This window comes from Roseivirga sp. AWQ4_251 (assembly GCF_056158225.1).
The window spans coordinates 572,574-592,895 of record NZ_JBSWSW010000001.1 but is presented as its reverse complement, the minus strand read 5'-3'; the positions used below and the strand labels follow the sequence as shown (position 1 = coordinate 592,895).

The window sequence follows — 20,322 nt, the reverse complement described above, 5'->3', positions numbered from 1 at the left end:
TTATAATTTCTGGAAAACGATTGCCGACAGAAGTCGTCAGATTTCTTGCTCCTTGCATATACTTCAATTAGTGAGCATCGCAGAATTACAAACTAGACTTATTAATAGAAGACGAGAAACTTCTAAATGCTTTAATCACCACTATTGAATCTACTGCCGAAACTTAGCTTTCTTTACATTCCTATCTATCCCTAATTTAATTAGGTAGCCCATTAAGGTTGCTTTTAACCGCGACCCTCCTACGAAACTCAAAAGTTCCAAATAACCTTCGGAAAGGTGAAAGGCTTCGTGGCGAATGGTTTGGCGATGTTCATAGTAAAGCCTTTTCCGCAAAGATTTCTTCTCTGCCTTTGACTTGCATAGTGTAAATGCTTTTCGACAGACTTCAAGAACAGACTCCATTTGCAAATTCTCTAAATAGCGATAGCGAGTGGCCGACATGCTGGTTTGAAGTTTTCGCTTTTTCATCAACACTTCATCAATATAAGCGTAGATATATTCGCGCGAACTCCTAACCCAAAAGTCGAAATCTTCATAAGCCAGCGTTTCGTCATAGGCTCCCATTCTATCAAAAAGCGCTTTACGAATCATCATAGTTGGGGTACAGATGAAATAAAGCCTTAGCACATCGCTGAATATATTTCCTTCAGGAACTTCTTTAAGCAAGCCCTTATTCCTGAGAATTTCATTGTGATTGCCAATCAACTTCGAATCCTGATCTATGTAATCCGCATTGGTAAAGGAAACACCATAACTTGGCCCAAGCTTTTCCAGCTTCGCCACACTCCTTTGGATAAAATCCGGTGCCATTACATCATCCAAAGCAAAATCGACAATGTATTTACCCTTTGCTAAGGCAAGTCCATTATTGAAAGTTTTTGGGTAACCGATGTTCTTCTCATTATTTAAAAACAAAATCGATTGACCCTTTATCACCCGTTCAATTTCCTGACGGCTATTGTCTTTACTGCAATCATCTAAAATAATAATCTCAATTTCTTGGTAAGTCTGTGCAAAAACAAACTCCAGTGCTTCTTGAATAAAAGGAGCATGATTGTAAGAAATACAGATTACAGAGACCAAGGGACTCATTTAAAAAGGAATTTTCTATTGAACAGTATGAGTATTAAAAAGAACCCAATATAACGCCAAAGGTAAGCTAAAGTCAGTGCTTCAAGATTGAAACGAGGTAACAAAAGCCAAATGAGAACGATGTAGATGAAAGCAGAAAATACTTGAGCGAGAATATATTTTACGGTTTGAACGCGAGCCGAGAGCAAATAGGCTAAGAGATAAGAAACAATGCAAAAAAAGTCTCCAATAGCCTGGAAACGCACTAAATAGGCTGCTCTCTCAAACCCTGAAGCAAAGAAAATCTTCAACACAAAACTTCGGTTCAAGTAATAAATCCCTAGGCAAATCACGGTGATGAAGGCTACATAACTCATTACTTTGAGCACATATGATCGTAAAGCTTCGTGGTCGTGAATTAAAGAAGCCATTTTGGGGTAGTAAACCACGCCCACCGTTCCGGAAAAAACCAGCAAATAACTATTCGACATTTTGGCTACTGATTGCCAAAGGCCGGTTCTATCCAAACCAAAACGGTCAATCATATAGTCGCGCACCACAAAATCGAGCAGTTTACCCAAAACAATGGCACTTATTGCCATCACTATAAAATGCCCAATCAGTCTTAAGGAATCCTTGTCTGGTGACTTTATCCGCAGGGTGATAGCATCCTTATGAATGAAAAAGTAAACCAACGAAGCAAAGAACATCAGTCCATAACCAACCACAAAACTCAATAATGCTTGATCTAAATTTCCATTTCTAACGGAAAGAAAAACCACAGTTACGAGCAAAATCACCCCCGAAATATTGACTAAAGCGTAGCCTTTTACATCGCGAAAAGCCAAAATCACAGAATTCAACAGGCCTGTCATCAGCATTAAAAATATGGCGGGCAGAAATACGCTTAAGAACTGGCGCGTTGAGTAAAAATCAATAAAACGAGTGAAGAAGAATTCCCTTTTCCAAAAGAAAAGCACTGCAAAAACAGAAACGAAAATTATGTTGGTTACCCAAAAGCCTGTTTGCCATAAACGCATTTTACTTTCGCTCGAAGCTTTCGGGTCGGACCAATACTTCATCACTGCTCTGTTCACTCCTTCAGAGGGCAACAGTGTGAAAAGCGAAGTCAGATTTTGAAAGTGAGAAAGCAGCGTAATACCATTCGTGCTGAAAAAAACAGCAAAAAGTTTATTGATAGTGAGGCCGGCCATGGCACGAAATACCACGAATAAAAACGACCAACGCGATTTTTTAAAGAATTGCGATTGCACCTATCATCATTTTAATTCAAAACCTTCTGGAAACTCTTGCTTAAATAGTTTTGAGCGCCTAAATGTTGCTTAAACTTCCGCAAACTATCATTCGAACGATTATCAAGGTATGATGTTCCCAGATCCAAATAGCTGAAACCATTCTCCTGCCCATATTGATAAAGCCTGTCTGTAAGAAAAACAATTGGACTAAACTGATCATAGGCTGGATCATGAGCTGGACAAAAATTATAAATCACTCGATCAGAAGCCAAAACTGCAATTGTTGCTGCAATTAATCGCTCACCATCAAATACTCCAATGGGCAAATAGGAAGAAGATTTTGCTTCATATGCGGACTTCAGCATAGGCCACGACATAGAAAAGGCATATTTCTTAGCTTCCCTAGTTTTCTTCACAAACTCAAAAATCTTCGACAATCCAGCATTTGGCAAAACCCTAAACTCAAAACAAGCTTCTTCACACTTCTTCAACCTTCTCCGTTCCATGTCAGCCATTTTTGATTTTAGCGGCTCATCGTCAATTTTAATCGCCTGATATTCTTCAGTGTTCAACCCTTGAAAACCAATGAAACCAAGATTCTCAGCAAGAAGATCAAAATTGGATTGATAACAGGCTGGTGCCAGTTTGATTTGAATCTGCCGAATAGACGACTCCTTAGACATTCGCATTACTTCTAGAATGAAGAAAGAGATTTCGGAACTCGATAAACCTTGCCCAAGCGAAAAGCCTCCAAATGGAGCTTTATATGGACTGAATAAGGTTCCTTCTAAAAGAGAACCTCCAAAATGTGCTAAGATTGAATGGCTTGATTTTTCAACCAGCCAGAAATGCTTTTGCGGCAGATCATTATTAGCATTCAAAAATGAAGAATCGGTATACAACAGCTGCGAATATTTTTGCTGAAAACCTTGAGATTCTTCGATTACCACAGAAAGGTTTCTCATTTGAAATCGCTTCTTTTTCTGATGTAATCCGCTTCGTTAAATTCGTCAGAAGCCAAACCCAGCATCATTGCCTGCTTGCTGAAAATCATTTTGCCCCACCACATAGGCGGAATCAGCAAACCTTGGTTAGCTTCATTAAGCGTGCAATTGAATATTTCACCATCAGCGGATTCAAGTAGCACTTCAATCTGACCTTTGATGCAAATGATTACCTGCTGATCTGTTTTGTGAGCATGATCGCCCCGAAGTTGCTGTTCTGGAATATCGAAAATCCAGTAAACGCGCTTGATTTCGAAGGGAACATCCTTCAATTCTTCCAAAAAAGAAAGGCTACCTTTTTCGGAAATATGTAGATCGAAAGTATAAAGTTCTGGTTTTTTCAAACTCATAATAATTCCCTAAAGTAACAATTAATCTATTCTGTAACTTCGCGGGCTATGTTTTACCTGCTTCTCACCATTTTGGCCAATGTAGCCATATTTCTTTCCTTTAGGTCCTTTCCTAAAATGGGGATAAATACGTTTCCGGCCATTGTAACCAATTATTTGGTTTGTGTGATTACAGGCAGCATTTACGTTGGTTTCGATCATATAGCAGAAAATTTTGAAGCCGATCAACCTTGGTTTTTTCTAGCTGTATCGCTCGGGATTATCTTTGTAAGCACCTTTTATTTAATGGCTTATACCACGCAAAAAAGCGGGGTTTCCGTGGCTACGGTTGCCAGCAAAATGTCGTTAGCTATTCCTGTTTTGTTTAGCTTGTTCGTTTTCAAAATCGGCACTTCTAGCCTCGATTTTTGGAATTATGTGGGAATTGTAGCCGCATTTGCTGCCATTTTATTGGTTTCTAAAAAAGAAGTGAAAGAAACGTCAGAAAAGGCGCTCAATGCAAAACTCTTCATTTTACCTGTTTCCATATTTCTGCTCAGTGGCTTTATCGACACCTCTTTAAATTACGCCAACCACCACTGGATAAGCGATTCTGTTGAAGGCATTTTCCCCATCATGATTTTCGCTTCTGCTTTCGTTTTGGGGTTGCTCTATATCCTGATAAAAAAAGTAGAAGTGAAAAAGAAAGACATTTTGGGAGGTATCTACTTGGGTATTCCCAACTATTTTTCCATCTATTTTCAGCTGAAAGCACTTTCAGCTTTCGATAATAATGGAGCCCTACTCTACCCTTCTTTAAATATTGGCATCATCATTTTCTCCACGCTTTTCGCCATAATGCTTTTTAAAGAAAAGCTGAGCACTACAAACAAAGTGGGGATATTTCTCGCCATACTGGCCATTTTTTTACTCAGCTATAGGGAAATATTCAACAGTTTTTAAAGTCAAAAATTTCACACAGAAAGAGGCTCAATTTTGATTTATAGCGGCAAAAAGCGGTTTGTCTGCAAAATTCTTCCTTTTACCCTCACTTCCTTCTTCTGTATTTAGTAAAACACAGCTTCCCATATGTTTTGGCTTAAAAAATGCGTTAAAACAATCAGTACAGAACGGATGCCACATGGCAGAACCCGAAAGGGCAAAGGCACTCTTTCTGTACCAGATTACACATTTGATGGTGTGTTAGGTTAAAAGTGAAGCCGATTCAAGACGTGAATCGGCTTTTTTTATTCTGGTGGCACTTTAGTTGTCTTGAATTGAAACCTAAGATTCAATCGCAAAACCATGAACCATGAAAGTCAAAAAGAAATACAAAGTCCTTCTTATTATTCTGGCAGTTTTGATTGTCATCAGATTGTTATTACCCATTTGGGTTAAAAATTATGTGAACAAGGTTTTGGACGATGTGCCTGGCTATAGTGGTTCTGTGGAAGACATTGATCTTCACCTGTATCGTGGAGCTTATAAAATCCAGAATCTAAAAATGGTGAAAACCGATGGAGAACTTCCTGTTCCGTTTTTAGACATTAACAGCATTGACCTTTCCGTTCATTGGAAGTCGCTTTTCAAAGGAAAATTGGTAGGAGAAGTAATTCTCAATCAGCCAAGGGTGAATTTTGTAGCGAGCACTTCTAGCAGCGATACCACTCAGCAAATGGGAGAAAATGCGGATTGGACAAAGCCCATTAAAGAGTTAATGCCTCTACAAATCAACATTTTTGAAATTCATAAGGGCAAAATTTCCTATCTGGATTATGGTTCAAAACCCAAAGTAGACATTGCTTTAGAAAATATTGAGTTGGAAGCCACCAACTTAGGCAACGTAAACCGCAAAGATGTAGAATTACCGTCTACGATTACTGCATCGGCCACAACCAACGGAAATGGGAATTTCACGCTTCACTCTAAAGCCAATTTACTGAAACCCATTCCAGATTTCGATTTAGATGCTCAATTAGAAAATGTTGATATAACAGCGCTCAATGATTTCACTTCGGCATATGCCAAACTCGATTTCGAAGGAGGAACTTTCAATTTATATACTGAAGTAGCTGTTTCTGATGGCAAAATTGAAGGCTATGTAAAACCGTTATTGACCGATATCGATGTTTTTGATCTTTCGGCAGATGACGATAAGCCACTGCGAATGATCTGGGAAGCCATTGCCGGAACGGTAACCTATATTTTCAAAAACCACCCCAAAGACCAGTTTGCTACCAAAGTACCTTTCGAAGGCGACCTAAACCAGATTAAAACGGGTATTTGGCCTACTATTGGAAATATTCTAAAAAACACCTTCATCAGAGCATTTACACGCGATACCGATAATACAGTATCCTTTAACGACTTAGTTCAAGATAAACCCAAGAAAAAATGAAGAAGAATAGCAGACCAACCATAAAGAACGAAGAACAATACGAAGCTTTGCGCGATAAAGGCATGAGCCAGCAAAAAGCCGCACGAATAGCCAATACGGAAGACAGCGGCAAAAAAGGAGGTGAAGCAAAAAAATATGAAGAGCGAACCAAAGAAGACCTTTATCAACAAGCCAAGAAAGTAGGCATAGAGGGCAGATCCAAAATGTCGAAACAAGAATTGATTCACGCATTGCGGAATAATTAAAGCCCAAAGAACCTTAGTTGTTAGTTTAAGTTTCCGCAATCGTTAAAAGGCCATTCTGTCAGAGTGGCCTTTTCCATTTCCAGACCTTCATACTCCATAATCTGGTCAAATTATCACCACAATCAATTACAATTTTCCGCAAAAGTGGGCAATTCATTTACACACCTGTGTAGAAAATGTACACAGGATTTTAGATCAAAAATTAACTAATCTAATTTTTATTTTAATTATTTTTTTATAAAACAACGTTTTTGCATGATTTCCCACAGTGGTAAGGTTTTCGACAATGAAAGAGCGTAACCAAAATTTAAAAATCATGAAAAAGATATTAATACTAACACTTCTTTGCTTCTGCACGATATCCGCCCTAGGGCAGACCAGTTACGACCGATGGAGATTTGAAATCGGTGCCACTCACAACAAGCTTCGTCAAAACTATGATGACGGAATGTTCAACTTTAGTGATGTTGACAATGTGGGTTTCAGAGTTGCGGCTGATTATTACATCAACCCAAGTTTGAACGCTGAACTTTCTCTTTCTAGAGGTAAGCTTAAGCACGAACAAGAGTTCTTCGCTCTAATTACTGACGTTGCTACTCGCTTAACTTATAAATTCAACAATGGATACATTATGAAAGAAGACGCTTTCTTCGCTCCTTTCATTTCAACAGGTTTCGGTATTACCAACCTACAAGACCAAGAATATTTCTATGACGAATACGATGGTACACACGCAATGATCCCTGTTGCCTTAGGTTTCAACTTGAATATTAATGATAAAACTAGCTTGGTAACTCAAGCCACTTACAAAAACACAATAGATGATACATACAGCTACTTACAATATAACATTGGTGTTAAATTCTCTTTCCAGAAAGACAAAGACTCTGACGGTGACGGTGTAATTGACAGAAAAGATGCTTGTCCTGATGTAGCTGGACCTTCAGATAACAACGGTTGTCCTTTAGATGACGATGATAACGATGGCGTTCCAAACATTCACGATGCTTGTCCTACTGTAGCCGGTACTATTAACGGTTGTCCTGATACTGACGGTGATAAAGTTCCTGATATGTATGACGCTTGTCCTACCGTAGCTGGAGACCCTGCTTTAGGTGGATGTCCTGATTCTGATGGTGACGGTGTAGTTGATTCTCAAGACCCATGTCCAAACACTTACGGAACTGTAAACGGATGTACTGCTGCCGCTGTAGAAGCTATGGTGCCAAACACTGAAGAGCACATCAAAATCAGATTGATTGAAGCTGCCGAAAACATCTTGTTCGACTTTGATAAAGCTACCTTAACTCAAGCTTCTTACGAACCATTGAACGATATCTTGAAAGTTCTTCAAGAAAACCCTGAAATCAGATTAGACATCAACGGTCATGCTGACAACGTAGGTTCTGCTGAGTACAACTATCAGTTATCTAAGAAAAGAGCTGAATCTGTAAGAAAATTCTTCATCGATAAAGGAATTGCGGCTAGCAGATTAACCGCTGAAGGATTTGGAGAAAGAGCTCCTAGAACTGACAATACTACTTCAGGTGAAAGAGCCTTGAACAGAAGAGTTGATATCGACTTTATCATCAACAATAACGACTAATAATCATAATCATACAATCTAAAGGGGAAGTCAGAAATGGCTTCCCTTTTTTTGTTCTCATGCCCGCTATATGGTGTTGCTTCAAGCTTTTACTAGATTTGAAATGTGATTAGCGACTTTTACAAAACCATAGCAAAATCTTCAGAAGGGTTCTATAAAGAAAAAGGAAGCAAATTTTTAGCATTCGCCTACCCTGTTAGCAATGAAGATGAAATTAAAGAACGGCTGGAAGCTTTAAGAAAACAGTACTACGATGCCCGCCACCATTGCTATGCTTACATTTATGGAAATGCTGGAGAACATTATCGCGCTAATGATGATGGTGAACCGAACCATTCTGCCGGAGACCCTATTTTAGGGCAAATCAAATCCAAAGAACTTACCAATACTTTGGTGGTTGTAGTTCGATATTTTGGAGGCACAAAACTTGGTGTTAGTGGACTGATCAATGCCTACAAGATATCCGCGGCAGAAGCACTCGATGCCAACTCAATTATTGAATGCCCGATTACAAAAGGCTTTACCTTCAACTTCCCATACGAAAGCACAAATACTGTTATGAAACTGGTTGGAGACTTCGATCTGAAAATCACAAATCAAGTTTTTGAAGCTGATTGCAGCATAGATTTCGAAGTGGTTATTAGTAAAATAGAAGGTTTAAAAGAAGAAGTGCAGTTGGCTAAAGATTTGGGTAATGTGCTTAAATTGACCCAAAACTCAGACCCCGAATAACCCATGCACCACAAATATCAGCTCCCGATTGAATCAGAAAGGCTTAATTATAAAAAACTTACTGCTGACGACATCAAAGCTTGGGAGGCTTTCTTCATTAACAATCCTCTATTGCATTTTGTGGGCGTTAACAATCCAAAAACTCCTGAAGAAGAATCCAAAATCTGGATAGAAAGGCAAATTCAACGATATGAAGAAACCGGTGTCGGTATGTTAGGAGCTTTCCTAAAATCAACTGATCAATTGATTGGGAATGTGGGTTTGCTTTGGCGTGAAGACATTCTGGGAGAATCTTGTTACGAAATTGGCTATTCCGTTATACCCGACTTCTGGAAAAAAGGCTATGCTGTTGAAATGGCTACAACATTTCGTCAGTATTTTGAAGCTCATGGAATTGGGGACAACATCATTTCAATCATCCACATTGATAATATTGGCTCTCAAAAAGTTGCTGAAAGAAATGGCATGAGTTGCGGCCCTCAGTTTGAATACTTGGGTTTCCCTTGCTATAGATACAGGGTGGAACTATAAGTACTTATCGAAAGAATTCAGAAAACTGTCTCGAAACCCAACTTGAATTTCGAGACAGTTTTTCATTCTATTCATTTCGTAAAGACTTAACCGGATTGGCCAACGCGGCTCTTCTAGCTTGATTAACCACCACAAGCAAAGCGAAAGCGAGCGCTGCAAAACCTGTCACGGCAAAAATCCACCAGTCAATCGAAGTTCTAATCGTATAGCGCTGCAGGTAATTATCCAACAGCAGATAAGCCACTGGAGCTGATATAGCAAAAGCTACCATAACCAACTTAGCAAAATCAACCGACATAAGTTGAACCAAATTAGAAACCGATGCGCCTAACACTTTTCTAATGCCAATTTCCTTAATGCGCTGTTCAGCCGTGTAAGAAGCCAGACCGAAAAGCCCCAAACCCGTAATAAAAATGGTGAGCAGAGCAAATAGCCCAGAAAGAGTTCTTGTCAGATTTATAGTGGTGTATTTGCGTTCAAAGTCGACATCAATAAAACTGTATTCGAAAGGATAAGCCGGATTGAATTCTTCAAAAATCCCTTGAATGGTTTGCAAAGTAGCTTGCATATTCTCCGTTGGTTTTAAGCGAACCATCACCGAACCTCCCCAATCATCAAGTACTATAAACATAGGGCGAACTTGCTCATAAGGTGAACCCATCAAAACGTTATCGATTACCCCAATTAATGTTTTCTTTTCGCCCCACAAATCCAATTGAGTTCCAATTGGATCATCACCCAAATTCATAACCTCAAGAGCTGATTTATTCACAATAATGGAGCTGGAATCCGAAGCAAATTCCTTCGAAAAATCACGGCCATAAATCATTTCTGCACCAATCGTTTTGGCATAATCGTACTCCGTTACCAATGTTACAAAAATCACTTTTTGAGATTCGGGTTTTCCTGGCCAACCCAAAAAGTTGTTTGAGTTGATAGAAGTAACATCACTGTTAGAACGCGTCATGGAAACGGCCGCTCCACTTCTGAGAACTTCATTTTTTATCACCTCATATTTTTCAGAGATGGCTTCAGTCAGCGGAATGCTTATCAATCCTTCTTGATCGTAACCCAAATCACGATTTTTAGCCAAATCGATCTGCTTCATAATTACGATGGTGCCTATGATCAACAGCACCGCAAATCCAAATTGGAGCCCTACCAATATTTTGCGAGGAAGGTTCGCGTTTTTGCCAATGCTTACTTTTCCTTTCAGTGTTTTTATGGGGTTGAAAGAAGACAAGTAAAGCGATGGATAGCTTCCGGAAATTACTCCTGTAACCATGATAATGGCCAAAGAGAACAACCAAAACTCAGTAGAAGCAAAATCAATCGCTAATTCCTTGTCCACTAAATCATTATAGAAAGGCAAAGCGGCTAAAACCAGAATGAGAGCAATTATAAACGACAGCACGGAAATCAAAACCGATTCACCATAAAATTGCATGATAAGCTGCCCTCGTTTAGAACCCAAACTTTTACGGATACCTACCTCTTTCGCTCTTTTTTCTGATCGGGCTGTGGCCAAATTCATAAAGTTGATACACGCGATAATCAAAATGAACATGGCAATAGCGGTAAACATGGTTACATATTCATGCATTCCGCCAGCTTCTTTTCCATTTTCAAAATTAGAATGCAGGCGCCAACGCGGCATAGGATGCAAAAAGAGTTCTCTCGGCATATCATCCTGACCCTTTTCTGTAAGCATATCCTTAACTGCAGCTTCAACTGCGGCTTCATCTTCAGAAGAATTTAACTCCACAAAAACCTGAAATGAATAATTACCCCAGTTGGTTTTGTTACGTACTACCCACTCATCTACGGATTCTCTATGTTTCCATGGTATAAGATAGTCGAACTCAAAAGTTGAATTCTGAGGGACATCCTTCACAATTCCTGTCACTTTCAAAGTGCTTTTATCTTCCACTTTGATGAATTCTCCAATAGGATCTTTATCCTTAAAAAGCTTCTTGGCGAGTGATTCAGAAATAACAATTGAAGATGGATCGTCAAGCACCTGGCTTCGATCTCCCACAATCATGGAGAATTCGAACATATCCAAAAACTCTTCGCTTACATAATAACCCTGCTGGGTCAAGCGAATATCATCAACGGCCAAAAGGCGTTTGCCACCCCAGCCTGTCACCACAGAATTGACAATATGAGCATCCGCCACTTTCATTTCTTCATACGTAGGAAGCGGCACAGAAATCCAGCTATTGATGTCTCCATCAAACTCGGCATTTACCCAAACCTGATAAAGCTTTTCGTTTTTTGGAATGAAAGTGTCGTAAGAAGTTTCATCTTTAACCCATAGCAAAATGAGTATACTACAGGCGATTCCGATAGAAAGTCCAGAAATATTGATAACAGAATAGAGTGCGTTTTTCCGAAGATTTCGGAAAGACACCAAAATGAAGTTTTTGAGCATTTGACCTTTGAGCTTGAGTTATATGTGGTAGACTGAGAATTGTTTGAATCGTTACAGCCTCGTATAAAAATTTTGACCGACAAGGCTGTAACGTATCAGATGATTAGCGAATTACCGCTCTTCCTGAACCCGTTTTCAATTCTACTTCAATGTTTTTGCTGCCAATCTTGGCCTCTTTCACGTATCTCCTTCCTCTGTCTTGCTCATTATCGAAGCGGAAAGGAGCTCGGATATCGTTTTTATCTGAAGACTCTAAATAGAATTCACCTTCAATTTTCTGACCATTGAAATCTAAAGTCGCATTACCCGAACCGGTAGTTAAACTCATATCGTAATCAAGGGCTTTGCTCAACACAACCTCCGCATTGCCAGAACCTGTTCCAAATCTTGAATGACCGTTAATTTCAACCCTATCCAACATAATATTGCCACTTCCTGTGTGGAAATCCAGTTTCCCGACCAAATCTCTACCTCGGATATTCCCGGAACCTGTGTTGAAATCGGCATCGCCTTCAGTTCTATCAAATCGAATTTCTCCAGACCCAGTATTGCCCTCAAAACGGCCTTTCGCTTGCGATAAGCTAATATTTCCTGAACCTGTGTTGATTCTTAAATTGCCGTTGAATTCATCGACATCAATATTTCCTGAACCACTTTTCGCCATTAAATTGATATCTACGCCATCAACTTCGATATTGCCCGAACCCGTTTTAAAATCCATTTCAATATCATTCGGAACTTCCAATGTCCATTCCGCATAACCTCTCATATTCCAGCTTCTCCTTCTTCTAAAATCCTCCTCAATGACCAATCGATTACCGTCCTGTTCGAAAGATGGCTTATACTCATCGTCATCGTAGGTGTATTTTAAAGTGATTTTAACTTCGCTGGAATTGCTTCTTTTGATGTGTCCATTTCCTGAACCTGTGGTTAAGGAAATATCATTGATTCCCGAAAAAGTCTTTGTGATTGTTTTTTGACCAAAGCTGGTAGCGGTTACCAACAAAGCCAATAGTAAAGTCAAGGTGATTTTTTGTGTTTTCATTTGTTCTGAGTTTTGACGAAAGACTTCATTCCTTTTGGAAGGGTTGCATGTCTCTATTTTTTTCTTTGAAAGCCAGGGGAAATCTGAACAACTCAAACACAAAAAAGACTACTCAAAAAGTCAAAAAACAAATCAAATCAAATCACCTTGATAAATGAGATTCCTTATTCATCAAGGTGATATAGAGATTTCAGTTGAAACAATTTCCTACACTAATTCAACGGAACATTAGGATTTGTAACACTAGGTTCTTGAGGAAGAGGTGTAGAAATCAGCTGTGACAGAGAGACATCGATCTGATTTAAAACAGATTGCGGCACATTGTTTTTAATCAGTTCTTGTTTCAAAGCCAATAGATTTTGAGCTGCTGCACCTTTAAGCTGTTGCTCATTGGCTTGTTTCGCCAAATCATACTCTTGCTGTTTTTGAGCTATCATTTGATTGGCTGAGCCAGTAAAAATTGATTCCACAGCTGAAATAAGTCTGTTTAAAATCCGATACACCAAACTCGCAGAAAAACCGCCAAGAATAGCCAAAATCGGCTTCAATAAATAATTGGCAGAAGATAGCGTACCGTTGGATTCTGTTGTTTGGTGAGCAGGTTCTATAAAAACCACAAACAGTTCCGAAAGCAAAATTCCAGCAACAACTCCCAATACAAATCGCGACCAGTATGTAGATGAATACTTAGGATTGTAAGTGCCCGAACTGATGTAATTATTCATTTCAAAAAGGGCATAAAACGCAGCTCCTACGCTAGAAGCGGCCAAAAGAAAAGTGAGTCTCAACATCTGATCCCAACCATGACCTTGCAGCATGCTCAACTGTATGGTTTCAACATTCACTTGAGAAGAAAGGCTCGTAATAATCAAAGCTACCAACGAAACCAACGTGAGCGCCATAAACTGCCTAACAATGGGCAAAGGGCCAAGGAAAGCCCATCTTCTTCCTGAAAGCTTATTTTTTTCGAATAAAATCAGTGTACCTGGAAGGGCTGGTTTTACCACATCAACTAGGTAATTGTAAACTCCCATCAGCTCGTTGATGTTCGTTTGAGATTTGGGCTTTTCCAAAGGCACAATCTGCAGAGTATCTAAGTCTTTACCATTTTTAATGGCGAAGTCAAGCATTACTCTGCAATCATGATAAACTTCGGAATGAAGAGTTGATTGAAATTTATCCTCTTTAACTGAGACAGTTGGAGTTAAGGCATCTTCCATAAGATTAAGTTTTGGCTGAAACTTCAATCTAATATTTTCACAGAAATACTTTTATGAAAGAATGATTTAATTACAATTAAAATTTTTAATTGGTCGAATAAACCAATTATTAATCATAAAGAAATTCAAATGCACTTTTATAGCCCGAAATACCTTGCACGTAATCTATCACAGCATTATAGAATGGATCTTTGCCCAATGTTGCCGAGTCGCCAATTACGACCAACTTAGATTTAGCTCTCGTCATCGCCACATTCATTCGCCTATACTCTTTCAAAAAGCCGATTTCATTTTTCTCGTTAGAACGGGTTAAACTAATGAAAATCATATCTCTTTCCTGGCCTTGAAAAGCGTCAACGGTGTTTACGGAAATATTCTCCCTTACTTCATCCAGTAATTCTTCAGCCTGAATTAAGTCCTTTAGCACTTCAATTTGAGCCTTATATGGTGCTATTATGCCAATTGTTTTTTCAGGTTGAATATGCTGCCCCAATAACTTCACTAGCAATTTGGCCTCTTCAGTATTGTACGTGCTCAAGGTTTCCTTTTTCACCTTTTCGGAAAAACCACAGCCTGCGGTATCTACAAATTCGAATCGAGCACCTTCATCTTGCCAATCCCTTTGTATTACGGTGTCAGCAGCTTCCAGCTTGCCATCATAGAAATAATCGCTGGAAAATTTCATAATATGAGGATGCATGCGATACTGGGTTTCCAACATCACATCAGAAGAAGTGGATTCAATGGCTTTCTTAAACAAGGTGTTTTCAAGCCCTTCCTTCCCTGCTTTTATCGATTTTACGGTTGGCGGAAGTTGGAGGTGATCGCCAGCCATTATTACGCGATAACTCTTCAGAATAGGAATCCAACAGGCAGGTTCTAATGCCTGACTCGCTTCATCGATAAACACGGATTTGAACACGCGATCGCGAACCAAAGGATGAGTAGAACCCACAAGCGTACATGCAATCGCTTCTGCTCTATCCATTAAGTCTTCGGTAATCTGGCTTTCAATTCGATCAGCATCTTGACGCAACATTCGCGATTCCTTCATGAGTAAATCGCGCTGCAATTTCTCTTCTCTTCCGAAGTTTCGCTTATATTTCAAACCTAACTTTCGATACTCTTCAGACTTCTTCCGAACTTCTTTTAACTCTTTGAAAAAAGCATGTTTCGATATTTTCACATCTAAGCTATTTTCAATCACTTCGGGCGTTAAACGGGCTGGATGTCCCAAGCGAAGCACTTCCAAACCTAGATTATCCAGTTTTTCTACCATCAAATCGACTGCTGCATTGCTTTGCGCACAAACCATCACTTGTCGTTCATTTTTCACTACTTCTTTAATGGCATTGACAAGTGTTGTGGTTTTTCCCGTTCCAGGAGGGCCATGGATAATGGCTACATCTTTTGCATGAAAAATATTGGTTAAAGCTTCATTCTGCTTCTTGTTTAAGTTTACCGATTGATAATCGAAGCCATTTTTGAATTCAGCTTTTTTCGTTCCATAAAGTATTTCGCGTAAATCAGCAGTTCTTCCACTTTCAGCATTCAAAACCAACTGTAAAGCCCGGTGCATTTCGCGGTACGAGCCTTCATCAAATAGTAAATTGACTCCTAATTTGCCATCGCGAAGCCAGTCGGGTAAATCCGAAACATTCAGTGCAACCCGCATTTTGTCCTTTCGTAAAAAGCTGACCACGCCAGACACAGCTTCAGCCTCATCTCCATGGCCAGAAAAAACACTGACCACAGCCCCAACTTGAAAAGAATGATTTTGATCTAAATGGCTACTTCTTTCCAATTCCAAAGTGTAACGCTCACCTGTACTGATGTAGCGATTCACTAGCTGAACGGGATACCAAGTAACACCTTGCTTTCTTCGTTCATCAATGGAAGTATTGAGCATTTTGCGCTCATACTGAGCATAATCTTCGTCTTTCTCGGTTTTGAGTAAACGAACAAGATTTTCAATGGATTTTTGTGCCTCGGTCAAAGGTTCAGGAGTTCAATTTGAAAGGCTAAATTTAGTAGAGATTAAATGAAGAGACTACTTCTATTGAAGAAATGAGCCTCCATTCATTGCAGCAAATTAATCTCTTTCTCGAATTAAAGTGACTTTTGAACGTTGGCAAATGCCACCAAATGGAGGATTATGCTTGGAAACGCTCACTTTGATTTGATGTACGGAAGTAAACTGTTCGAATACCTCATCTACAATTTCCTGACCGATTTTTTCCAAGAGTTTGGCAGGCTTGCTCATGGCAGATTTTACAACTCCGTAAAGCTTTACGTAGTCCACCGTACCATCCAAATTATCCGTTTGGGCGGCCGCAATAAAGTTGGTATGTACCTCAAGATCAACGGTGTATTTATTGCCGATTTTTTGCTCTTCGTCATAAAAACCGTGATAGGCATAGAATTCCATGCCTTCAAGTGCAACAATGTCTTGACTATTATTGATCATTGAAATGATTTCTGCCCAATGGGTAGCCTTAAATTTTCTGTAATTGAAATGGAATTAATCGAATTGATCGAAGAATGAGCCTTTTTCTTTCTGCTTTTCCTCTTCAGGCTCCGCCTCATTTTTCTTCTGGTTTTCTGCATGAACTTCTTCTTCACCATCGAAATTCATTGAATCCTCATGAAAATCATGATCATCGGAAACATCGCCTAAATCCAGATTGGTGAGGTTTTCATCAATTTCCTCTTCTATAATTTCGGGCTCTGGAATTGAATTCGTTCTTTCTTCAACAGTTTTTTGAGCAGGTGCTGATGGTTTGGAAGCGAAAAGTTCTTTAACCGCTTTCTCCTGAATATTTCCTTCATTAACCTCCCAGCTCAATTGTTTGGCATCCCTAATTTGAGGACGGATATCCGAAGGGAATTCTTCATGACGTTTGATTTTATCGAGAATATCTCCGGCCAGCATCTTCAAGTCAGAAATCATAGACACCTTATTAGCATTTAAACTCCTGAAAACTTGTTCTAACTGACGGATTTCATCTTCCATATCGTCAACGATATTTCGGGCACGGCTTTCAGCATCTTCAATAATGATTTTAGCTCTGCTTTTGGCTTCGCTCATAAGCGCATCGGCCTTCATTTCCGTTTCCTTCATATGAAGTTCGGCTGTTTTAGTAGCCTGTTCAATCATATTGGCCCCTGTATCTTCGGCTGTTTTCAGTGTTTTAAACAAAGAATTTTCAACCTCGCGAAGCTTTTGAACCTCCTTTTCGGAAGCTTCAAGCCTGTATTTTAATTCTTTATTCTGATCGTTCAGCTTTTCCCATTCAATAGAAAGGGAATTAAGAAAAGCTGTAACCTCATCTTTATCGTATCCTCTAAAATTCTTCTCGAAAACCTTTTGCCTAATTTCTAAGGGTGTAATGTTCATTGTACGGAAAATTAAAAATTGATATCCCAGACTGATATACTGCGGTCGTCACTAGCCGATATTAATAGGTTGTCGTGATTGCTCCAAAGCAGTTTATTGACCGATGTTCCATGGCCTGCGTGCCTTGCTTTGTCAATGACTTTTAGGAGTTGATAAGTCTCAGCGTCCCAGACTTTTATCGACTTATCCATGCTACAAGTTACAAAATGTTTGTGATCAGGGCTAAAATCCAGATGGTTAATTGCATACATATGTGCAACAATAGATTCCTTTAAAGTGTAGCCATCAATTACATCCCAAACCTTGAGATGAGCATCACGACTTCCGCTGATAAGGAAACGTTCATCGGGACTATATCGTACCGTAAACACTGAGATTTTATGCGCCTCTATTTCGTGAACTAAACTCCAATCTTTCAGGGAAAAAACCCTGATTTTATTATCACTATAACCAACAGCTAAATGTGCGCTCAGTTCTGAAACCGCTAAGGTTCTAGCACTTTTTTCGCTTGCTCGGATGGTTTGTATTGTATCTAACGTTCGAAGATCTAGGATATGAACTTCACCATTTCCCTGAGCCACAATTACACGATCTTTCAACACTTTTATGTCGAAAATCTGTGACGGAGAAAGTTTGATTGAAGCTATTTCCTTTTTCTTTTCTATGTCAACTACGTGAATGCCGTCAAAGTTTTGACCAATGATCAAAGCATTTCTTTCGGCATAATAGCAAAGCGCGTATACAGAGTTTGGCACTTTGGCCAACATTCTGCCATTGTCCATATCCTCCAAATCCCAGAGCGCCACTACACCATCGCCACTAGCTGAAAAAAACTGGCTGGGCTTAGGCCCTTGCGCCAAAGCATAGACACAATCTTGGTGCCCTCCAATGGTTTTCAGTTTTTCTACACTTACCTGCGTCATACTTTGAAAAGAATTATCTTTCGAACTTGTTGCAAAACTAAGTATTCAACAGGCTAAGCCCATTATTAATTCATGCCTTTATTTATAAAAGAAGAGATAACCGAAGGAGTTTCGTTTGCGATATGGAAAATCGAAGAAGAATTGGATGTTCTTCTGAACCTTTACCTACCGAATGAAAGTGAACTGGAATTGATCAATGAATTTAAATTTGAGAAGAAAAGGACTGAATTCTTAAGCGCTAGATTGGCTTTAAAGACACTTCTTCCTGAGCAAAACTACCTGATTGAAAAAGACAAATTTGGCAAACCCCACGTAGACCTTCCTGAAATTCATATTTCCCTTTCCCATGCCAATGGTTTTGGAGCTGCCGCGATAAGCAATATCGGCCCAATTGGCATAGACATTGAGCATGAGCGGCCTCAAATACTCCGAATTGCCAGAAAATTTCTGCATGACAGTGAAAAACCATGGGCAACTGAAAAAATGAAAGAGCTGACTCAAATTTGGTGTGCAAAAGAGGCTTTATACAAACTTCATGGCCGTACCCAACTGATTTTTGCTGAGCAGCTCTTTGTCGGCCAACCTAATCCGCAAATGGAAAGTCAGGGGCAAATCATAGAAAACCATGCAACATCAAGCTTTGCCCTTAAATGGACTCACTTTAATGATTTAATGGTGTGCTTGGCCTACTGAAAACTCACTCATATAAGCTCTAACCAATCAGAAGGGCTTGTAAAGAAATGTCTTCACTAAATGATTTATGCCTTCTCTTTGGTTTAGATAGCAAAACTCTATTACTAATTAATAACTAAAGTTAAATCATTAAAAATTTAAGAACTTACAACTTCATTAATACACGTATTTTTTATATTTTGAATAAAATAATTAAAAACAAAACACTCGTATTATGAAAAAGATCACGTTAGTTTTATTTCTGTGCTTAGCAGTTATTTCTCTCTCTTCTAGCAAAGCCGTCAGCACTGAATATTCTCAAATTGAACCTTACGGTCAGGCTTATGTTGTTACCGACATCCCAGGCCAGCCCGCTGGCTATGAAGCTTATTTCGCTTCAAAAGAAACAGCCAACATCTTCATCAATTTCTTTGGCGGAGGGACTCTTCAAAGAGGAATAGTTTGCGTGGAATGCGATCAGATTATTTCTCAAGTAGGAGAGCCTTGTAACCCTTGTTAAAAGCAACCCTACCTAAAATCATTATTAACTGCTTGGATTTTCTTTCTTTGAACAAGGCTAGATTCCTAAGCAGTTAATCTAAATCACCCTCACTCAATATATCCAGAAGTTGCTTCACCTCCACTACTTTTTCAGAATGCCCCAGTTTTTCATGGGCAAGTTCTAAGTTTCGAAGTGTACGAATCACGATATCCGAATGGTTACAAGGCTCATAATACTGATCTTTAGGAGTCAGTTTTAAATTTGCGATATAATCATCAATTTCCTTTTTAGAGAAGACCAAACCACGATTAAACGCATTGATATAAAATTGCTGATCGCCATGTTTGTAGGTTAGAACAAACAAATTAGGAAGGTTAACTCCGTAAATCGGTAGTTTTAATTTCTGGGCAACCAAAGCATAAATCACGCAAAGCGATATTGGGTTTCCCTTTTTAGTTTGAAAAACCACATTCATCATAGAGTTTCCAGGAGAATGGAAATTCTTGGTATTGGCGCCAAACTTGAGTTTGTTGAAGATTACCGAATTCAGAATTTTAACTTGATCCACAGGATGAACATCGGTTTTAAACTCCGTCCAAACCTCGTAATAGATTTGTTCAAGTTCGCGCTTAAGATCGCCTAATTCTAAATCTGGATATTGATAGGTATTAACAAGCCAAAGACCTTCAAGCAGGTCTTCGGCTCCTTTTTCTTTCCAAGCCAAAAGTTTCTCTTTCAGCAACTGAAATTGTAGAGAATGCACCAATTCTTCGATTCGTTTCTGAACCGTTGGATTAAAGCTATTCTCCCATTCAAATTCTAAATATGGGATAATATGAGTACCAAGCGACCTGATCTTCCCTTCTACGTGCTCTACAATCTCATGGTCATCATCTTCTAAAAGAGATACCAATGCCTTCAGCTCCTTATTGCTCAAATTTTCCGTTTCGTTCATTT

The 20,322-nt window shown here is 39.2% G+C and carries 20 protein-coding genes; 8 read left to right on the top strand and 12 right to left on the bottom strand.

All coding sequences use genetic code 11. The annotated features are described in order from the left end of the window. Positions 1-150: 150 nt before the first annotated feature. The 4 genes from ACXACJ_RS02730 to ACXACJ_RS02715 are packed head-to-tail and all read right to left on the bottom strand — an operon-like array spanning position 151 to position 3,681. Entirely contained in the window at positions 151-1,092 is a 942-nt protein-coding gene (locus tag ACXACJ_RS02730) for a glycosyltransferase family 2 protein (RefSeq protein WP_475132733.1), read from the bottom strand. Beyond that, positions 1,089-2,345: an MATE family efflux transporter gene (locus ACXACJ_RS02725; protein ID WP_475132732.1), complete on the bottom strand. Its 1,257-nt coding sequence runs from the start codon at positions 2,343-2,345 to the stop codon at positions 1,089-1,091. Before ACXACJ_RS02725 ends, ACXACJ_RS02730 begins: the two co-directional genes overlap by 4 nt. A gap of 11 nt (positions 2,346-2,356) precedes the next feature. Then, on the bottom strand, positions 2,357-3,292 hold the full coding sequence (locus ACXACJ_RS02720; protein ID WP_475132731.1) for a GNAT family N-acetyltransferase: 936 nt from the start codon (positions 3,290-3,292) through the stop codon (positions 2,357-2,359). Beyond that, positions 3,289-3,681, bottom strand: a complete 393-nt coding sequence (locus ACXACJ_RS02715; RefSeq protein WP_475132730.1) for a sugar 3,4-ketoisomerase — start codon at positions 3,679-3,681, stop codon at positions 3,289-3,291. The genes ACXACJ_RS02720 and ACXACJ_RS02715 overlap by 4 nt, the downstream gene beginning before the upstream one ends. A gap of 48 nt (positions 3,682-3,729) precedes the next feature. Between ACXACJ_RS02715 and ACXACJ_RS02710 the strand changes: the two genes are divergently transcribed. From ACXACJ_RS02710 to ACXACJ_RS02685, 6 genes are all read left to right on the top strand, one after another. After that, the gene (locus ACXACJ_RS02710; RefSeq protein ID WP_475132729.1) at positions 3,730-4,623 is read left to right on the top strand and encodes a hypothetical protein; all 894 of its coding nucleotides are present in this window, start codon (positions 3,730-3,732) and stop codon (positions 4,621-4,623) included. Positions 4,624-4,972: 349 nt separating this feature from the next. Next, a complete protein-coding gene (locus ACXACJ_RS02705) occupies positions 4,973-6,058 on the top strand; it encodes a DUF748 domain-containing protein (RefSeq protein ID WP_475132728.1) in 1,086 nt (361 codons plus the stop codon). Then, positions 6,055-6,303: a DUF7218 family protein gene (locus ACXACJ_RS02700; RefSeq protein ID WP_475132727.1), complete on the top strand. Its 249-nt coding sequence runs from the start codon at positions 6,055-6,057 to the stop codon at positions 6,301-6,303. Before ACXACJ_RS02705 ends, ACXACJ_RS02700 begins: the two co-directional genes overlap by 4 nt. A gap of 316 nt (positions 6,304-6,619) precedes the next feature. Beyond that, entirely contained in the window at positions 6,620-7,909 is a 1,290-nt protein-coding gene (locus ACXACJ_RS02695) for an OmpA family protein (protein WP_475132726.1), read from the top strand. Between the two features lie 108 nt (positions 7,910-8,017). Beyond that, a complete protein-coding gene (locus ACXACJ_RS02690; RefSeq protein ID WP_475135066.1) occupies positions 8,018-8,641 on the top strand; it encodes an IMPACT family protein in 624 nt (207 codons plus the stop codon). Positions 8,642-8,644: 3 nt separating this feature from the next. After that, positions 8,645-9,172, top strand: a complete 528-nt coding sequence (locus tag ACXACJ_RS02685) for a GNAT family N-acetyltransferase (protein WP_475132725.1) — start codon at positions 8,645-8,647, stop codon at positions 9,170-9,172. A gap of 67 nt (positions 9,173-9,239) precedes the next feature. On the opposite strand, the gene ACXACJ_RS02680 is transcribed toward ACXACJ_RS02685, so the two are convergent. From ACXACJ_RS02680 to ACXACJ_RS02650, 7 genes are all read right to left on the bottom strand, one after another. Further along, on the bottom strand, positions 9,240-11,606 hold the full coding sequence (locus ACXACJ_RS02680; protein WP_475132724.1) for an ABC transporter permease: 2,367 nt from the start codon (positions 11,604-11,606) through the stop codon (positions 9,240-9,242). 103 nt (positions 11,607-11,709) lie between these two features. Further along, positions 11,710-12,651: a DUF4097 family beta strand repeat-containing protein gene (locus ACXACJ_RS02675; RefSeq protein ID WP_475132723.1), complete on the bottom strand. Its 942-nt coding sequence runs from the start codon at positions 12,649-12,651 to the stop codon at positions 11,710-11,712. Positions 12,652-12,863: 212 nt separating this feature from the next. Next, on the bottom strand, positions 12,864-13,871 hold the full coding sequence (locus ACXACJ_RS02670; protein WP_475132722.1) for a hypothetical protein: 1,008 nt from the start codon (positions 13,869-13,871) through the stop codon (positions 12,864-12,866). Between the two features lie 109 nt (positions 13,872-13,980). Continuing rightward, positions 13,981-15,867 carry an IGHMBP2 family helicase gene (locus ACXACJ_RS02665; protein ID WP_475132721.1) on the bottom strand — a complete coding sequence of 629 codons (1,887 nt, stop codon included), beginning with the start codon at positions 15,865-15,867 and terminating at the stop codon, positions 13,981-13,983. A gap of 96 nt (positions 15,868-15,963) precedes the next feature. Then, positions 15,964-16,338: a dihydroneopterin aldolase gene (gene folB / locus ACXACJ_RS02660; RefSeq protein ID WP_475132720.1), complete on the bottom strand. Its 375-nt coding sequence runs from the start codon at positions 16,336-16,338 to the stop codon at positions 15,964-15,966. A 54-nt stretch (positions 16,339-16,392) separates the two neighbouring features. Continuing rightward, a complete protein-coding gene (locus tag ACXACJ_RS02655) occupies positions 16,393-17,268 on the bottom strand; it encodes a DivIVA domain-containing protein (protein ID WP_475132719.1) in 876 nt (291 codons plus the stop codon). 11 nt (positions 17,269-17,279) lie between these two features. Continuing rightward, the gene (locus ACXACJ_RS02650; RefSeq protein ID WP_475132718.1) at positions 17,280-18,191 is read right to left on the bottom strand and encodes a WD40 repeat domain-containing protein; all 912 of its coding nucleotides are present in this window, start codon (positions 18,189-18,191) and stop codon (positions 17,280-17,282) included. Between the two features lie 72 nt (positions 18,192-18,263). Between ACXACJ_RS02650 and ACXACJ_RS02645 the strand changes: the two genes are divergently transcribed. Next, positions 18,264-18,884: a 4'-phosphopantetheinyl transferase family protein gene (locus tag ACXACJ_RS02645; protein WP_475132717.1), complete on the top strand. Its 621-nt coding sequence runs from the start codon at positions 18,264-18,266 to the stop codon at positions 18,882-18,884. Between the two features lie 214 nt (positions 18,885-19,098). Then, positions 19,099-19,383: a hypothetical protein gene (locus ACXACJ_RS02640; RefSeq protein ID WP_475132716.1), complete on the top strand. Its 285-nt coding sequence runs from the start codon at positions 19,099-19,101 to the stop codon at positions 19,381-19,383. A gap of 73 nt (positions 19,384-19,456) precedes the next feature. On the opposite strand, the gene ACXACJ_RS02635 is transcribed toward ACXACJ_RS02640, so the two are convergent. Next, a complete protein-coding gene (locus ACXACJ_RS02635) occupies positions 19,457-20,320 on the bottom strand; it encodes a transglutaminase-like domain-containing protein (RefSeq protein WP_475132715.1) in 864 nt (287 codons plus the stop codon). Between the last annotated feature and the right edge of the window lie 2 nt (positions 20,321-20,322).

Excerpts from the sequence above, each read along its gene's own strand:
- ACXACJ_RS02650 (WP_475132718.1), bottom strand. The coding sequence starts at position 18,191 with ATGACGCAGGTAAGTGTAGAAAAACTGAAAACCATTGGAGGGCACCAA.
- ACXACJ_RS02720 (WP_475132731.1), bottom strand. The coding sequence starts at position 3,292 with ATGAGAAACCTTTCTGTGGTAATCGAAGAATCTCAAGGTTTTCAGCAA.
- ACXACJ_RS02655 (WP_475132719.1), bottom strand. The coding sequence starts at position 17,268 with ATGAACATTACACCCTTAGAAATTAGGCAAAAGGTTTTCGAGAAGAAT.
- ACXACJ_RS02640 (WP_475132716.1), top strand. The coding sequence starts at position 19,099 with ATGAAAAAGATCACGTTAGTTTTATTTCTGTGCTTAGCAGTTATTTCT.
- ACXACJ_RS02695 (WP_475132726.1), top strand. The coding sequence starts at position 6,620 with ATGAAAAAGATATTAATACTAACACTTCTTTGCTTCTGCACGATATCC.
- ACXACJ_RS02715 (WP_475132730.1), bottom strand. The coding sequence starts at position 3,681 with ATGAGTTTGAAAAAACCAGAACTTTATACTTTCGATCTACATATTTCC.
- ACXACJ_RS02705 (WP_475132728.1), top strand. The coding sequence starts at position 4,973 with ATGAAAGTCAAAAAGAAATACAAAGTCCTTCTTATTATTCTGGCAGTT.
- ACXACJ_RS02635 (WP_475132715.1), bottom strand. The coding sequence starts at position 20,320 with ATGAACGAAACGGAAAATTTGAGCAATAAGGAGCTGAAGGCATTGGTA.
- ACXACJ_RS02670 (WP_475132722.1), bottom strand. The coding sequence starts at position 13,871 with ATGGAAGATGCCTTAACTCCAACTGTCTCAGTTAAAGAGGATAAATTT.
- ACXACJ_RS02680 (WP_475132724.1), bottom strand. The coding sequence starts at position 11,606 with ATGCTCAAAAACTTCATTTTGGTGTCTTTCCGAAATCTTCGGAAAAAC.
- folB (WP_475132720.1), bottom strand. The coding sequence starts at position 16,338 with ATGATCAATAATAGTCAAGACATTGTTGCACTTGAAGGCATGGAATTC.
- ACXACJ_RS02710 (WP_475132729.1), top strand. The coding sequence starts at position 3,730 with ATGTTTTACCTGCTTCTCACCATTTTGGCCAATGTAGCCATATTTCTT.
- ACXACJ_RS02675 (WP_475132723.1), bottom strand. The coding sequence starts at position 12,651 with ATGAAAACACAAAAAATCACCTTGACTTTACTATTGGCTTTGTTGGTA.
- ACXACJ_RS02730 (WP_475132733.1), bottom strand. The coding sequence starts at position 1,092 with ATGAGTCCCTTGGTCTCTGTAATCTGTATTTCTTACAATCATGCTCCT.
- ACXACJ_RS02685 (WP_475132725.1), top strand. The coding sequence starts at position 8,645 with ATGCACCACAAATATCAGCTCCCGATTGAATCAGAAAGGCTTAATTAT.
- ACXACJ_RS02645 (WP_475132717.1), top strand. The coding sequence starts at position 18,264 with ATGCCTTTATTTATAAAAGAAGAGATAACCGAAGGAGTTTCGTTTGCG.
- ACXACJ_RS02700 (WP_475132727.1), top strand. The coding sequence starts at position 6,055 with ATGAAGAAGAATAGCAGACCAACCATAAAGAACGAAGAACAATACGAA.